This window comes from Kitasatospora sp. NPDC127116 (assembly GCF_042677365.1).
GTDB classification, from domain to species: domain Bacteria; phylum Actinomycetota; class Actinomycetes; order Streptomycetales; family Streptomycetaceae; genus Kitasatospora; species Kitasatospora lactacystinica.
In genome coordinates, this window is the sequence record NZ_JBHXTL010000069.1 from 20,129 (window position 1) to 34,465 (window position 14,337).

Here is a 14,337-nt window from a genome sequence, read left to right on the forward strand (position 1 = left end):
GGCGGCGGTCAGGCCCTGATCCCGGCCGGGTCCTGTTCCGGGCTCCGGTCCTGTTCCGGGGCCTGTTCCCGGGCCTGGTCCGGCTCCTGATCCGGGGTCCGAGCCCGATCGTGAGCCCGGGTCCGGGCCGGTGGCCGTTCGGTCGCCGGCCCGGGCGCGGGCGCGGTTCCGGCGGCCTGCCGGGCGCCGTACCGCCGGACGCCGGGCACCGCCGCCGTGCCCGCGCAGACCGCCGTCACCAGCCCCGCCACCGCCAGCAGCGGCACCCGGTCGCCCCAGGCGTCGGCGGCCAACGGCGCCAGGACGTACCCGAGCGGGGCGCCGGCCAGCGACAGCAGCCAGTCGTACGAGGTGACCCGGGCCAGCGCCCCGGGCGGGAACTCCTGCTGGACCACCGTCTCCCAGACCGGGTTGAGGAAGCCCAGCCCGGCCATCGCCACCGCCTGTGCGGCCACCGCGAGCGGCGCCGGGGCCGGGAGGGCGAGTGCGAGCAGCGGCAGCCCGTACAGCGCGAGGGCGAGGTTCCCGGCCAGCACCGGGCGGCGGGGCCGCAGCCGTCCGGCGATCAGCGAGCCGGCCAGCAGACCCACCGCGCCCGCCTGGGTCAGCGCCACCCAGGCGCCGTCCCCGCCGAGCCGGGTGGCGGCGATCAGCGGGCCGAGGGTGAGCAGCACGGAGCTCGCGCCGTTCCACACCCCGTGGGCGATCAGGCTGGTCCAGTACCAGTCCCGGGAGCGCACCTCGCTCCAGCCCTCGGCGAGGTCCCGGCGCAGCGAGCGCGGTTCGCCGGGCACGTGGTCGATGCGGAGCCGGGTCAGCAGCGCGGCGCTCAGTGCGAAGGAGGCGCCGTCCAGCACGAACGCCCAGCCGGGCCCGGCGGTGTACACCAGCAGTCCGGCGAGGGCCGGGCCGCCGAGCCGGGCGGCGGCGGTGGCGGAGCCGAGCAGGGCGTTGGCGCGCAGTCGCAGCTCGCCCCGGACGGTGGCGGCGACCAGTGGGGAGGCGGTGGGCATGGCGAAGGCGGAGGCGGTGCCGCCGACCGCCGAGGCGAGCGCGACGTGCGCCAGGTCCGGGTTCCCGCCGAGCAGTTCGAGTCCGACCAGCAGTTGGGCGGCGGCTCGGACCAGGTCGGTGGTGAGGGCGACGAGACGCGGGTCGAAGCGGTCCCCGACCACGCCGCCGACCGGCAGCAGGAGCAGTCTCGGCACCATCGCGCAGCCCAGGACGAGGCCGAGTGCGGCGGCCGAGCCGGTGGCGCGGGTGACGGCGATGGCCAGGGCGGCCGGGACGACGGAGTCGCCGAGGGTGGAGAGGGTCCGTCCGACGAAGAGCAGGCGGAAGCCGCTCAGGTTCAAGGGGTGTCGTGTCACGCGCCGCACTGTATTTCGCTGCCGAAATTTCGGCAACGAATATTTTTGCGCCGTTGTTTCTGCTGCGGTTTGTAGACTCCTCCCATGGCCGAGCACCCTCCCGAGCAGCCCACTGCGCCCCGCGACCGGACGGACAGCCGTGACCGGACGGAGGCCCGGGACTGGACGGACGGCCACCTCGACCGCTGGCAGCCGGTGCTGCCCGGCCTCGACCCGGACATCGAGGCCTCCGTCACCCGGATGTCGCGACTCACCCGCCACCTCGGCCGGGTCCGCGAACAGGGCGTCGCCGACTACGGCCTGCACAAGCACGAGTTCGACACCCTGCACGTGCTCGCCGGCCGCGGCGGCCACGCCGCCCCCTCCGACCTCCGGGCCGACCTCAACCTCGCCCCCGCCTCGGTCACCGGCCGGCTGGAGACCCTGGAACGGCGCGGCTTCGTCCTGCGCACGCCGTCCACGGAGGACCGCCGGAAGGTCGACATCGTGCTGACCGAGGCCGGACGCGCCGCCTGGCAGGAGGCCCTGGACGTGGTGGGCCGGGAGGAGCGGCGGCTGCTGGGAGTGCTCTCCGAGGAGGAACGGCGCACGCTGGCGGACCTGCTGCGGAAGGTGATGCTCGCTCAGGAGGGCGAGCGGTAGGCCCCCCGGGCGGGCGGCCGGGCGGGCGGCCGGGGTCGACCCGCGGCGTCCGTCCCTGGTATCGATAGGGGCGTGCGATTCGAACTTGTGCCGGTGCCGGACGGCGTGGGGGCGCGGCCCCGGGACGGGCGGGGCTACCCGGTGCCCGCGATCACGCCGTGGCAGGGCGACGTCCCGCAGTTCGCGCTGACCGACTACGGGCGCAGCGCCGACTGCGCGCTGGAGCGGCGGTGCTCGGTGTGCGGGCGGTTCATGGACCGCGGACCGGTGTGGCGGGTGGTCGGCGCCGCCGAGAGCGCGGCGATCGCCGGGGCGCTCGCGGCCGGGCAGCCGTACCGCAACCTCGCGCCCACCATGGAGGGCCCGGGCCACCGGTCCTGCATGCTCTACGCCGCCATGGTCTGCCCGTACCTGGCGCGCCCCAACGCCCGGCGGCGGGTGAGCACCGGGGACACGGCGGACGAGCTGACCTCGGCCGCCGTCCGGGGCGCGGCGCGCGGCGGCACGGGCGCGGTGGTCGGGTTCGGCGACTACGAGTACGCCGTCACCGGGACCCGGGTGCTGTTCCGCTTCCTCGACGTGGTCGAGTTCCTGCCGCACGAGTCGGCCGACGAGCACCTGGCCGAGCTGCGAGCCGAGTTGGCGAAGCCTCGGTAACTCTCGTGGCCCGTGCGGCCCCGGTGGCCCGGCCGGCGGAGCTGCCGGCCGGGCGGGTTCGGGGCCGCGGGGGTCAGACCGCCCGGGTCTGCGCCCAGTCGTAGAGGCGGCGGGCGCCGTCACCGAGGCGGGTGGCGTACGAGGTGCCGGCCGGGCCGCCCGCGAGTTCCTCGGAGGTGGTGGTGACGCCGACGAGGGTGCCGGTCCCGGTGGCGGGGTCGAACCCGGTGAAGTGGGGGCCGCCGCTGGCCCCGTGCGACATGTCGCAGGGCTCGCCCCACAGCAGCGGGGCCTTGGGTCCGGGGTGGCTCGGTCCGGCGCAGTGGATCAGGCGCGAACCGGTGTACTTGCCGTCGGGGTTGTTCAGCCGGTCCTTCGGATACCCGAAGGAGTGGACGAACTCGCCCTCGACGGGCGGGGTGAACGCGATCCGCTGGCTGCCGGTCACGTCCGCGACCCGCCGCCCCTCGGCCGAACGGTTCGCCACCAGGACCGCGGCGTCGTGGCCGGCCATGGCGACCCCGTCCGACCCGGTCCCGCTCGGTGCGGAGTCCCAGCGGGAGGAGGTGGCCATGGTCCTGATGCTGAAGCCGCCGAGCGGCTTGGTCCCGTTGCGGTACCCGGGCACGAAGTAGAGGTTGTGGTTCCAGGTGTCGGCGGCGGCGGGCGCCCCGACCCCCCGCAGGCAGTGGGCCGAGGTGACGACGGTGCTGCGGTTCGCGCCGGCGACGACCGTCGCGGTGCAACTGCCGTCGTAGCCGTCGGAGAAGGTGAAGAAGAGCCGGCCGACGCTGCGGGTCACCGCTCCGCCGTGGGCCCACACGGCCCCGGGGTCCAGGGTGTCCGCGGGCAGCGGCCGCGGGTCGTCGGGGGTGTTGTCGTCCTCGGGCACGGGCGTGATCTCGGGGACCATGGCACCCGCCAGCTTCATCCGGGCGGGGGTCCAGTAGGCGTCGACCAGGTCGCGCTCCTGCGCGGTGGTGGCGCCGGCGTGCGTCGTGACGGTCTCCCGCTCCGCGGCGAGGGCCGTGTTCGGCAGCAGCACCGCCGCCGTGGTCGCGCTCAGCAGGAGGGCGCCCACGGCGGCGAGCCTGCGGGGCAGTGCGCGGCGGGTGGTCGGTGTTCCGGTCGGGGTTACGGGTGTCTTCGGCATGTCCGGCACGCTAGGCGCGGGACGTCAGACTTTTGTGTGGAACGGGTCTCGGCCGTCCGTCGAGAGGATCAGGTTCCGGTAACGGCGTCTCGGTCCGGTACCGGTGGCCGCCGCTCCGACCGAGCTGGCATCAGGGCCGGTAGGAGGGCAGGCCCTTGACGGTGGAGACCTGGGTCGGCGCGGCCGAGCCGTCGGCGGGCAGGGTGCTGATGCCGTCCGGGGTGCGGACCGCGATGGTCCTGCCGTCGGGGGACCAGGCGGGCTGGGTGTAGTCGGTGGTGGCCGACGGGGTGAGGTCCTTCTCGGCCTTCTGGTCGATCCGGGTGGAGCGGGTGAACAGGTGGTCGTGCCCGTTCACCGAGCGGACGAAGACGAGGTGCTCGCCGTCCGGGGCGAGGGCCGGCTGCGAGCCCTTGCCCAGGTCCCGGGTGGCCGGGCGGATGTAGTCGTCGTACAGGTACACCTCGTTGGTCGGGGTGTTGGCGTAGACGATCTCGCCCCGGTGGCCGCCCGCGTTGGCCCAGGTGTTGCCGGTCTGCGGCGGCTGCGGCACCGGATCGCCGCCGCCCTCGGAGATGTGCGGGGTGAGCACCTCGGGGGTGGCGCCGGGGGACTTGGTGGGGACCTTCTCCAACCGCAGCGTGCCGCCCTTGTCGGAGGTGAAGACGATCGCGGCGAACCGATCCAGCGCGTCGCCGCCGGCGGTGACGCTCGGGTCGGCGGTGGCGTGCTGCCAGGTGGGGTGGGACCAGGTCTCGCCGCCGGGGTTCCTGGCGAGGACGACCTTGCCGGTGCCGTCCGGGTTGGCGGTCATCAGGTCGCCGTTGCCGTTGACGAAGGCGGCCTTCTTTCCGTCGGGGGACCAGGCCAGGTCCCGGACGACGGTGCCGAAGTCGACGGTGGTGCCGTTCAGTGCGACGGTCGCCGTGCCGGTGGAGATGGTCAGGTGGTTGGCGGCCGAGGTGCCGTTGACCTCCTTGCCGCCGCCGGGCGCGGCGCTGCCGGAGGGGGCGGAGGAGCCGGGTGCGGCCGTTCCCGGCGACGCCGCCCCGGGGGCGGTACCGGCCGGGGCGGCGCCGCCGGTCGGAGCGGCGGTGGGGGCGGAGTCGCCGTTCTCGGGGCCGCAGGCGGAGACCAGGACGGCGCCGACGCCGACCATCAGCGCGATCGCCGCGGTGGTGCCGAACCGGTTTCGCACGGAGCTGTTGCGCACGGACATCTTCCTGGTCCCCCTTGTGTGCTGTTCGCCTTCGACCAGGAGCCTCGCAGTGCGAGGTCAGCGGCGGATGTGCGCCGTGTCACAGCCGTGGAACAGCGGGGGGAGTGCCGTGGCCCCGTGGCGGGGGCGGTTCAGAGGCCGAGTTCGGTGAGGCCCGGGTGGTCGTCCGGGCGGCGGCCGAGCGGCCAGTGGAACAGGCGCTCCTCGGCGGTGATCGGCAGGTCGTTGATGGACGCGTGCCGACGGGCCATCAGGCCGTCGCGGTCGAACTCCCAGTTCTCGTTGCCGTAGGAGCGGTACCAGCGGCCGTCGCCGTCGTGCCACTCGTACGCGAAGCGGACCGCGATGCGGTCGCCGTCGTGCGCCCAGATTTCCTTGATCAGGCGGTAGTCGAGCTCGCGCTGCCACTTGCGGGTGAGGAAGTCGGCGATCCGCTCGCGGCCGGCGAGGAACTCGGAGCGGTTGCGCCAGCGGCTGTCCGGGGTGTAGGCGAGGGCGACCCGCCGGGGGTCGCGGGTGTTCCAGGCGTCCTCGGCGGCCCGGACCTTCCGGCGGGCGGTCTCCTCGGTGAACGGGGGCAGGGGCGGGCGCTGCTCGGTGCCGGTCTCGGGCATGGATGCTCCTCGGAATGGGCGTTCCACCGGTGAGAACGATCGTTCTCACTCTGCTGGATACGATAGGAGAATCATCGTTCTCACGCAAAGGGCACGGCAGATGGAGCAGGAAGACCCGCGGACCCGAATCCTCGACGCGGCCGAGGAGCTGTTCTACGGGCAGGGCATCCAGGCGGTCGGCATGGACGCCGTCCGGGCCGCCTCCGGCATGACCATGCGCCGCGTCTACCAGCACTTCCCGTCCAAGGGTGAGCTCGTCGAGGCCTACCTGCTGCGCCGCGACGGCCGTTGGCGGGCGAGCCTCGCCGAGTACGTCTCGCGCACCGGCGGCGACCCGCGGGAGCAACTGCTCGCGGTCTACGACTGGCTCGGCCGGTGGTTCGCCGAACCCGGCTTCCGGGGCTGCGCCTTCGTCAACTCGCTCGGCGAACTGGGCGCCGTCAGCCCCGCGGTGGTGGCCGCCGCCCGGCACCACAAGGCGGAGTTCGGGAGCTACCTCGCGGGCCTGGCCCGGGCCGCCGGAGCCCCGTCCGCCACGGCCGTCCACCTGACCCTGCTGGCCGAGGGGGCGATCACCAGCGCGGCCGTCCACGGCGATCCGACGGCCGCCGCCGACGCGAGGGAGGCCGCCCGGCTGCTGCTGGCCGCGGCGCCGGGGCGGTAGTCGGGGGAGGGGGCGACGGGGTCGGGGGCGGGGGCGGGGGGCCGGGCGCACCCCGTCGCCCGTGGCGACCGCCGCGTACGGGCCGTCGTTGCCCCTCGGCCTCGGGCGGTGCCGGGCGGCAGCGGGTGGTGCCGATGGTGTCGGCGGTGCCGGCGGGGTGCGGAGGGGGCGCCATGCGGGGCGGCGGTTCCCGGCCGAACCGCACCGGGCGAGTGCTTTTCGCCCGAACGCGCGTTTATCGCCCATTGATCGCCACCGCCTAGCCTCGGGCGCATGGACGAGAGAGCGGCCGAGCGGCCGGGGGCGTCGCCCGAGGGGCGGATGACGGAGCAGGACACCGAGCGGTTCCGGCGGTTGCTGGCGCGGCTGGAGGACTCGCTGGTGGTGGACCGGAAGGCGGCGGGGCGCGATGCCTGAGTGCGCCGAGGCGCCCGAGTGCGCCGGGCCGGGTCCGGTGGCGGTGCTGCCGGTGGCCGTGCTGCCGCTCTGGCGGCGCGGGGAGGCCGGGCAGGAGCGGAACGCGGACCGGCCCGGGGTGCTGCGGGGGCACCCCGGGCCGGTGGTGGGCGGTCGGGAGCGGGAGGGCGGCGCCGACCGGAGGGACTGACCGGTCAGCTGCAGCCGCAGTCGCACGAGCAGCAGTCGCACCCGTCGCAGCAGTCCCCGTCGCAGCACTGGCAGCAGTCGCCGCAGCCGCCGCAGTCACCGCACTCGCAGTCGTTCCGCACGCAGAAGCCCTCGCGGCGCTCGCGGCTGAACGGGTCCTCGTGGTCGCAGCAGAGCAGCTGGCAGGTGCAGGCCATCAGCGCCCACATCGCGCACCCGGCGAGCAGGTTGCGGGGGTTCGGCGGCTTCTGGCCGGGCGGCGTGAACCCCGGGCCCTGCGGCACCCACGGCGGGATCGGCGCCTGGCCGGGCGGCGTCTGCTGCGGCGGCGCCTGGTGCGGGTGCTCGCCGGTGGCGGTGCCCGCCGCGTCCGGGCGGCGGCAGGCCGCCCCGTGCCGGGCCGGTCCGAAGACCCGCTCCACCGCCCGCTCGGTCTCGTGCGCGAGCAGCACGTGCACGAGGGTGCGGTCGGTGAGTTCGACCTCGCGCAGCGCGAGCCGGATGCCGTGGACGGCGTCGCGGCAGAGCCGTTCGGCCTCGGCGCGGTCGGTGCCGGTGGCGGTCAGCGGGTTCCAGGCGCCCGAGGCCGCGTCGGCGGCCTGGTCCTCGGCGGCGTCGAGGAGGTGGGCGAGCCGGCCGAACAGCCGTCCGGCCTCGGCGAGCGGGGCGGCGTTGCCGGGGCGCCCGGCGATCACGGCGGTGTGCGCGAAGGCGGCCGAGGTGGCGGTCTCGGTGGGCTCGGTGACCAGCAGGACGGACCCGCCGGGCCGCAGCGAGCGCTCCAACTCGCCCTGCCGGGAGGCCGCGTCGAGCAGCACCGCGGTGTCGAAGCCGACCGTGGAGGCGCTGCCCGCGCTCTGCCGGTCCCAGCGCCGGGTGACGGCACGGGCTCCGGCCGCGACCGGGCGGCGGGCGAAGACGCCGTCGCGGTCCTCGACGTGGTCGCGGATCTTGACCGAGGCGAGTGCCAGCGAGACGGCGGCGGCGAGCCGGGCGCCCTCGCCCTTGGCGACGGAGGCGGTCCGCATGCCGCGCAGCGGGCAGGGCCCGGCGGTGCGGCGCCAGGAGGAGTCCTCCCGGGCGGCCTGGGCCTCGACCAGCACGGAGATGATCAGACCGTCGTAGTTGGTCGCCGTTCGCGCCAGCTGCCCGTGGTCGTCCCGCAGTGCGAGGCAGAGCCCGCACAGGTGGGCCATCCAGGAAGTCTGCAGGCGCTCCGACAATCGGTGCCTGCACGGTCTGATGATGCCGAACACGCTGGTCCCCCTTGCTTCACGGGCCGCCGACCGGCCACGATCCGCCGCACATCATATGATCGGCGCCCCGTTCGGGCCGAGGCCCCGTCAAGCCCCGGAGACCGGGCGGAGGTGGCGGACGCACCTCCCCAGGGGTGCGCCACTCGCCGCCCGCCACTCGCCGCCCGCCACTCGCCCCGCCCCCGCCCCCTGCCCGCCGTCCCGGCTGCGCCGGCCGGCCGGAGTCGCGGGCCCGGACCCGGTGAGATGATCTCAGATCCGGGATAGCATCGCGAATATGGGAATCGACACGGCCGCCGACGAGCGGTTGGCGCAACGGCTCGCCGAGCTGAGGCTGGAACGCGGATGGACCCTGGAGGAGTTGGCGCGGCTGGCGGACGTCAGCCGCTCGACGCTGTCCCGGGTGGAACGGGCGGAGGTCAGTCCGACGGCCGCGCTGCTCGGTCGGCTGTGCGCCGTGTACGGGCGGACCATGTCGCGGCTGCTCGCCGAGGTGGAGTCCGGCCCGGCCCGGCTGGTGCGGGCCGGGGAGCAGCAGGTCTGGCGGGACGGGACGACCGGGTTCGTCCGCCGGTCGGTCTCGCCGCCGCACGGCTCGCTGCGGGCGGAGATCATCGAGGGCCGGCTGCCGGCCGGCGCGGACATCGCCTACGACCGCGCCTGTACGCCCGGCCGGGAGCACCACCTGTGGCTGTTCGAGGGGAACCTGGAACTGACCGTGGACGGGGAGCCGCAGCCGCTGGGCCCCGGCGACTGCCTGCGCTACGTCGGCGTCACCAGCCGCTTCCGCAGCCTCGGCCCGGGCGAGGCCCGGTACGCGCTGGTGGTGGTCGAGCCGTGAGCGCCGCCGCCGACCCGATAGCCGGGGAGCCCGGGGAGCCCGGGGAGCCCGGAAAGCCCGAGGGCAGCAGGGAGCCCGAGGACAGCACAAAGCCCGGAGGATCCGGAAAGCCCAAGGAGCGCTTCGACGCCGCCGGGCGCCGGATCCTGCTGGTCTGCGTCGCGGGCGGCTTCACCACGCTGCTCGACCAGTCCGTCCTCAACACCTCCATCCCCGCCCTGCGCGAGACCCTGCACGCCGGGCCCGCCGACCTCCAGTGGATCGTCGCCGGCTACTCGCTGGCCTTCGGCCTCGCGCTGATCCCCGGCGGGCGGCTGGGCGACGTCAAGGGCCGCAAGTGGTTCTTCGTCACCGGCCTCGCCCTGTTCACCCTGGTCAGCCTGGTCTCCGCGACCGCCACCGAGCCCGGGGTGCTGATCGCCGCCCGGCTGCTCCAGGGCGCGGGCGCCGGCCTGGTCAACTCCCAGATGATCGGCACCCTCCAGGACGTCTTCGACGGCCAGCTGCGGGCCCGCGCCCTCGGCATGTACGCCGTCACCGGCGGCCTCGCCTTCGCGCTCGGCCCGCCGATCGGCGGCGCCGTGCTGGCCCTGGCCGGCCCCGAGAACGGCTGGCGGCTGACCTTCCTGCTCAACGTCCCCTTCGGGCTGGCCACCGTCGTCCTGGCGGCCCGCCACCTGCCGAAGCCCCGCCCCAGCGCGCGCGGCGCCAACCTCGACCTCCTCGGCCTGCTGCTGGTCGGGGCGCTCACCCTCGCCCTGATGCTGCCCTTCGTCCGGCCGCCCGGCTGGACCGGCTGGCTCGCCTTCGCGGCCACCGCCCTGCTGCTGCTCGGCGCGCTCGTCTGGTGGCAGCGCCGCTACGCCCGGGCCGGCGGCCGGCCGCTGATCCACCCGGCCCTCACCCGCTCCGCGCCGTACGCGCTCGGGACGGCCACCGCGATGGCCCAGTTCGGCTCCTCGCTCGCGGCCTCGCTGGTCCTGACCATGTTCCTGCAGGACGGCCTCGGCCTGTCCCCGATGGGCGCCGCGCTGGTCGCGCTGCCCTCCGCCGTGGCCATGGGCACGGCCTCCGCGCTCGCCTGGCGGGTCGTCCAGCGCTACGGCCGGCGCACCGTCACCGCCGGGATGGTCGGCTCGGGGCTCGCCATGCTGCTCAGCGGGCTGCTCGCGCACTGGGCGCCCGCGGCCGTCCTGCCCTGGCTGCTGGCGCTGCTGCAACTGCTCGGCGGCGCCTCGGTCGGACTGATGGGCTCCACCAACCAGGCGTTCGTGCTGCGCCACGCGCCCGCCGAGGCGGCCGGGGTGAGCGGGGCGATCCTGCAGATGGCGCAGCGGATCGCGGCGGCCGTCGCGATCTCGGCCCTGTCCGGGGTCTACCTGCGGGAGACCGCCGGCGGCGGCGGGCACCGCTCGGCCTTCCTGACGGCGAGCACGGTGTGCGCCGCGGTGGCCGGACTCGCCGTCCTCGCCTCGGTGTTCGCCGGCCGCGCCGCGGCCCGCGAGCAGCGCGAGGGCGAGCCGGTCGCGATCCGCCGAGGGCGAACGCCGGTCCGCTAGCCGGTGGTCCGTGCGTACCGTGGCGGGCATGACCGACGCCGTACGGAACCGGACCGTGGACCTGCCCGGGGTGACGCTCGCCTACCGGGAGAGCGGACGCCCCGGCGGTCCCCCCCTCGTCCTGCTGCACGCCCTCGGCGAACGCGCCGCCGACTGGGCACCCGTCCTGCCCGGGCTCGCCCCCGGCCACCACGTGTACGCGCTCGACCTGCGCGGCCACGGCGGCAGCTCCCGCACCGCCGCCTACTCGCTGGAGGCGATGCGGGACGACGTGCTGGCCTTCCTCGACGCCCTCGGACTCGCCCGCGTCGACCTGGTCGGCCACTCGATGGGCGGCGCCGTCGCCTACCTGCTCGCCCAGGCCGCGCCGGAGCGGATCGACCGGCTGGTCCTGGAGGACATCCCCGCGCTGTACCCGCGCCCGGCGAGCGCGCTGCCCGAGGATCCGGACCCGGACGTGCACTTCGACTGGGCGATGGTCCGGGCCGTCCGGGCCCAGCTCGACGACCCCGACCCGGCCTGGCGGGCGGGGCTGGCGGGGATCACGGCCCGCACCCTGGCGGTGGCCGGCGGCCCGGCCAGCCACATCCCGCAGGAGCGGATCGCCGAACTCGCCCGGCTGATCCCGGACTGCCGCCTGGTCACCGTCGAGGCCGGGCACCTGGTGCACGGTGCCCGGCCCGCCGAGTTCGTCGCCGCGGTGGCGCCGTTCCTGGCCCGCTGAGGCGCACGGCCGGTGAGCCGCGGGCCCGCTGAGCCGCCGACCCGCGGCCGGGCGGGTCAGACGCCGTGTTCGACGGGCAGCCGCCCGTTGCGCACCGCCGTCAGAAGGTCGGCGTGGTCGGCCTCGGTGCGGTCCGCGTAGGCGACCGCGAAGGCGGCGACCGCCTCGTCCAGGGTCTCGCCCTTGCCGCAGTACCCGGCCAGCAGGCCCGGGTCGGCGGTGTGGGAGTGCGCCCGGGCCAGTAGGGCGCCGGTGATCCGGGCGTAGTCGTCCAGCTGGGACGGCTGCAGGGCGGCCGGGTCGACGCTGCCCTTGCGGTTGCGGAACTGCCGTACCTGGTAGGGGAGTCCGTCGACCGTGGTCCAGCCCAGCAGGGTGTCGCTGACCACCTGCATGTGCTTCTGCCCGAGCACCACCCGGCGGCCCTCGTGCCCGTCCGGCACGGACCGCGGCCCGGCCGGCAGGTACGGCAGCAGCGCGGAGGGACGCGCCTCCTTCACCTGCAGCACCAGCGGCTGGTCCCGGTGGTCGGTGAGCAGCACCACGTACGAGCGGGTGCCCACGCTGCCGGTGCCCACCACCCGGAACGCCACGTCCTGCACCCGGTAGCGGGACAGCAGGGTGCGCACCTCGGCCGGCACCGTCTCGACGTACGGGCCGAGTGCGTGCGCGACGGCGCGGGCGGTCGCGTCGGTCACCTCGGTGAGCACCGGGGGAGCGGCCGTGAAGCGCCAACCGCCGTCCGCGGTACGGGCGGTGCTGCGGGCGGCGAACCGCGCGCTGGTGTTGCCGAGCGCCTTCGCGCCGACCTTGCGCAGCACCTCGGCGAGGTCGTGCGCCTCGGCGAAGGAGACCAGCTGCTCGTCCGCGATGGCGTTCCAGGCGTCCAGCCCGGGGAGTTTGGCGAGCGTGCGCACCGTCCGGCGGTAGGAGCCGGCCGCGTGCTGGGCGGCCTCGCGCGCGGTGCTCTCGCTCGCCCCGGCCTCGCGGGCGGCCAGCACCAGGCTGGCGGCCAGCCGCTTGAGGTCCCACTCCCAGGGGCCGGGGACGGTCTCGTCGAAGTCGTTGATGTCCAGCACGATCTGGCCGCGGGCGTCGCCGTACAGACCGAAGTTGGCGGCGTGCGCGTCCCCGCACAGCTGCGCGCCGACCCCGGTCACCGGGGTGCCCGCGAGGTCGGCGGCCATCAGCCCGGCCGACCCGCGCAGGAACGCGAACGGGCTCGCGGCCATCCGGCCGACCCGGATCGGTACCAGCCGGGCTATTCGGCCCGTGTTGGAGGTCTCCAGCGCGGACACGGCGGTCGGCCGGTCGGGCGCGGGAGCGAACTCCGCGTGCCGCTCCCGGGGCACCCTCGCCCGCAGCTCCTTGCCGCGCTCCCGCGCCCTCCCGTCCTGCGCCGGGGCGAACCCGGCCACCGCGAACCCGCGCCGGGTCCGCTCGTCCCGCCCCGCCGCCGGCCCCGACCGATCCTCGGCCGCCTCGGCCCCACCCACGTGCGCCACTTGTCCCGCCCGTCCCTTCCGGTCCTCATCCCGCCCGCGACCTGCGCGGACGTTCGTCGGGGGGAGTGACGTGCGGCGTCGCGCGGTGGTTCCGGGGGAAGGGGGTCCGGTTGCGGGGCGCAGGTGGCGCGGGTCGGGATCGGGCGCGGGGCGGAGCGTCTGGGCTCCGGTGGGCGGTGGGCGGTGGGCGGCGGGCGGCCGGGGCGGAGTGCGTGCCGCGCGGGGTAGCGTGGGGCGGGTGGACGATCTTGGGGGGAAGGGCCTTCGGGTGCGCCTGGCGGCAGGGGCCGCCGCCGCGCTGACCGTGGCGGCCGGGCTGGGGGTGCGGGCGGCGCTGGGCGGGGACCTCGCCAAGGACGCCGGGGACGCGCTCTACACCGTCCTGCTGTACGCCCTGCTCGTGCTGGCCGCGCCGAGGCTGCGCCCCGGCCGGGCCGCGGTCCTGGCCGCCGCGCTGAGCTGGGCGGTGGAGCTGTTCCAGCTCACCGGCCTGCCGGACGCCTGGGGGCGGCACAGCGTCCTGGCCCGGCTGGTACTGGGCTCGACCTTCAACCCGCCGGACCTGTTCTGGTACCTGGTCGGCGCGGGCTGTGCCGGAGCGCTCCACCGGCTGCTGCGGACCTCCCGGGTCGCAGCGGCCGGCGGAGCCGTTCGGTGGAGCCATCCGGCGGAGTGAACCACTGGAGTGAACCGACGGACCGTCAGAGCGGAAGCAGCTCCGGCCGCTTGGGCTCGACGTGGTCGCCCGAGGACTCGCCGCGCAGGCGCCGGCCTACCCAGGGCAGCAGGTGCTCGCGGGCCCACTGGATGTTCTCCCGCCGCTGGTCGGCGGGGGTGAGCACGCGGGCGTCCGGCCACGGGGCCTCCGGGTCCTGTGCGGTGCGCAGGCCCAGCGAGCGGGCGGCCAGCAGGGCGACCCGCTGGTGGCCCTCGGGGGACAGGTGCAGGCGGTCCTCGCTCCACGCGCGGCGGTCCTGCACCGCGCGCAGCGACCACAGGTCGGCCACCTGGCAGCCGTTGCGGTCGGCGACGGCGCGCACGTGACCGTTGTAGGTGGCGATCTTGCCGCGCAGGTGCTTCAGCAGCGGCACGTCCTTGGTGTCGAAGCCGGTGCAGACCAGCACCGTCCCGGCGTTCTCGGTGAGCTGGACGACGGCGGCCTCGAAGCGTCCGGCCACCTCGTCCGGGTCGCTGCCCGGCCGGAGGATGTCGTTGCCGCCCGCGCAGAAGGTGACCAGGTCGGGCTGGAGGCGGCGGACCTGCGGCACCTGCTCGGCGGTGATCTGGTCCAGCAGCCGGCCGCGCACGGCGAGGTTGGCGTAGCGGAAGTCGCCCGGCGGGCGTCCGTCGGCGAGGATCCCGGCGAGCCGGTCGGCCCAGCCGGCGAACCTGCCATCGATGCCGGGGTCGTTCAGACCCTCGGTGAAGCTGTCCCCGAGGGCGGCGTACGAATCGAGGTCAAGGGTCTCCTGGAGATTCGGCATGAAAGAGATAGTTCACCCAATCAAGTGACCTACGCCACCGTAG

16 protein-coding genes are annotated in these 14,337 nt (G+C 75.7%); 9 read left to right on the top strand and 7 right to left on the bottom strand.

Going from position 1 to position 14,337, the window contains the following annotated elements; translation table 11 throughout:
• Positions 1–8: 8 nt before the first annotated feature.
• A complete protein-coding gene (locus tag ACFVHV_RS25680) occupies positions 9–1,370 on the bottom strand; it encodes an MFS transporter (protein ID WP_359899399.1) in 1,362 nt (453 codons plus the stop codon).
• 84 nt (positions 1,371–1,454) lie between these two features.
• Between ACFVHV_RS25680 and ACFVHV_RS25685 the strand changes: the two genes are divergently transcribed.
• Entirely contained in the window at positions 1,455–2,012 is a 558-nt protein-coding gene (locus tag ACFVHV_RS25685; protein ID WP_380353771.1) for a MarR family winged helix-turn-helix transcriptional regulator, read from the top strand.
• 72 nt (positions 2,013–2,084) lie between these two features.
• Complete coding sequence (locus ACFVHV_RS25690; RefSeq protein ID WP_380353774.1) at positions 2,085–2,669, top strand: hypothetical protein; 585 nt, start codon at positions 2,085–2,087, stop codon at positions 2,667–2,669.
• Between the two features lie 73 nt (positions 2,670–2,742).
• On the opposite strand, the gene ACFVHV_RS25695 is transcribed toward ACFVHV_RS25690, so the two are convergent.
• From ACFVHV_RS25695 to ACFVHV_RS25705, 3 genes are all read right to left on the bottom strand, one after another.
• The gene (locus ACFVHV_RS25695) at positions 2,743–3,822 is read right to left on the bottom strand and encodes a trypsin-like serine peptidase (RefSeq protein ID WP_380353777.1); all 1,080 of its coding nucleotides are present in this window, start codon (positions 3,820–3,822) and stop codon (positions 2,743–2,745) included.
• Between the two features lie 130 nt (positions 3,823–3,952).
• Positions 3,953–5,035, bottom strand: a complete 1,083-nt coding sequence (locus ACFVHV_RS25700; RefSeq protein ID WP_359899392.1) for a hypothetical protein — start codon at positions 5,033–5,035, stop codon at positions 3,953–3,955.
• Between the two features lie 137 nt (positions 5,036–5,172).
• Positions 5,173–5,655, bottom strand: coding sequence for a DUF1348 family protein (locus ACFVHV_RS25705; protein WP_380353780.1), 483 nt, complete (start codon positions 5,653–5,655; stop codon positions 5,173–5,175).
• A 100-nt stretch (positions 5,656–5,755) separates the two neighbouring features.
• On the opposite strand from ACFVHV_RS25705, the gene ACFVHV_RS25710 reads away from it, so the two are divergent.
• From ACFVHV_RS25710 to ACFVHV_RS25720, 3 genes are all read left to right on the top strand, one after another.
• Positions 5,756–6,319: a TetR/AcrR family transcriptional regulator gene (locus ACFVHV_RS25710; protein ID WP_380353783.1), complete on the top strand. Its 564-nt coding sequence runs from the start codon at positions 5,756–5,758 to the stop codon at positions 6,317–6,319.
• Positions 6,320–6,592: 273 nt separating this feature from the next.
• Positions 6,593–6,736 (top strand): hypothetical protein, encoded by a 144-nt coding sequence (locus ACFVHV_RS25715; RefSeq protein WP_359899386.1) that lies wholly within the window; start codon positions 6,593–6,595, stop codon positions 6,734–6,736.
• On the top strand, positions 6,729–6,926 hold the full coding sequence (locus ACFVHV_RS25720) for a hypothetical protein (RefSeq protein ID WP_359899384.1): 198 nt from the start codon (positions 6,729–6,731) through the stop codon (positions 6,924–6,926). Before ACFVHV_RS25715 ends, ACFVHV_RS25720 begins: the two co-directional genes overlap by 8 nt.
• 4 nt (positions 6,927–6,930) lie before the next feature.
• On the opposite strand, the gene ACFVHV_RS25725 is transcribed toward ACFVHV_RS25720, so the two are convergent.
• A complete protein-coding gene (locus tag ACFVHV_RS25725) occupies positions 6,931–8,181 on the bottom strand; it encodes a DUF5685 family protein (RefSeq protein ID WP_359899382.1) in 1,251 nt (416 codons plus the stop codon).
• Between the two features lie 277 nt (positions 8,182–8,458).
• Here ACFVHV_RS25725 and ACFVHV_RS25730 point away from each other — a divergent pair, with 277 nt between their 5' ends.
• Genes ACFVHV_RS25730 through ACFVHV_RS25740 form a run of 3 tightly spaced genes read left to right on the top strand, consistent with a single transcriptional unit; the run spans position 8,459 to position 11,305 of the window.
• The gene (locus tag ACFVHV_RS25730; RefSeq protein ID WP_359899380.1) at positions 8,459–9,022 is read left to right on the top strand and encodes an XRE family transcriptional regulator; all 564 of its coding nucleotides are present in this window, start codon (positions 8,459–8,461) and stop codon (positions 9,020–9,022) included.
• Entirely contained in the window at positions 9,019–10,581 is a 1,563-nt protein-coding gene (locus tag ACFVHV_RS25735) for an MFS transporter (protein WP_359899378.1), read from the top strand. The genes ACFVHV_RS25730 and ACFVHV_RS25735 overlap by 4 nt, the downstream gene beginning before the upstream one ends.
• Before the next feature lie 28 nt (positions 10,582–10,609).
• Positions 10,610–11,305: an alpha/beta fold hydrolase gene (locus ACFVHV_RS25740; protein WP_380353788.1), complete on the top strand. Its 696-nt coding sequence runs from the start codon at positions 10,610–10,612 to the stop codon at positions 11,303–11,305.
• Between the two features lie 56 nt (positions 11,306–11,361).
• Here ACFVHV_RS25740 and ACFVHV_RS25745 read toward each other — a convergent pair whose 3' ends face one another.
• Positions 11,362–12,810: a DUF2252 domain-containing protein gene (locus ACFVHV_RS25745; RefSeq protein WP_380353790.1), complete on the bottom strand. Its 1,449-nt coding sequence runs from the start codon at positions 12,808–12,810 to the stop codon at positions 11,362–11,364.
• Between the two features lie 238 nt (positions 12,811–13,048).
• On the opposite strand from ACFVHV_RS25745, the gene ACFVHV_RS25750 reads away from it, so the two are divergent.
• Positions 13,049–13,486 carry a DUF2809 domain-containing protein gene (locus tag ACFVHV_RS25750; protein ID WP_359899374.1) on the top strand — a complete coding sequence of 146 codons (438 nt, stop codon included), beginning with the start codon at positions 13,049–13,051 and terminating at the stop codon, positions 13,484–13,486.
• Between the two features lie 25 nt (positions 13,487–13,511).
• Here the strand turns inward: ACFVHV_RS25750 and ACFVHV_RS25755 are convergent, their stop codons facing one another.
• Entirely contained in the window at positions 13,512–14,294 is a 783-nt protein-coding gene (locus ACFVHV_RS25755; protein ID WP_359899372.1) for an SGNH/GDSL hydrolase family protein, read from the bottom strand.
• Between the last annotated feature and the right edge of the window lie 43 nt (positions 14,295–14,337).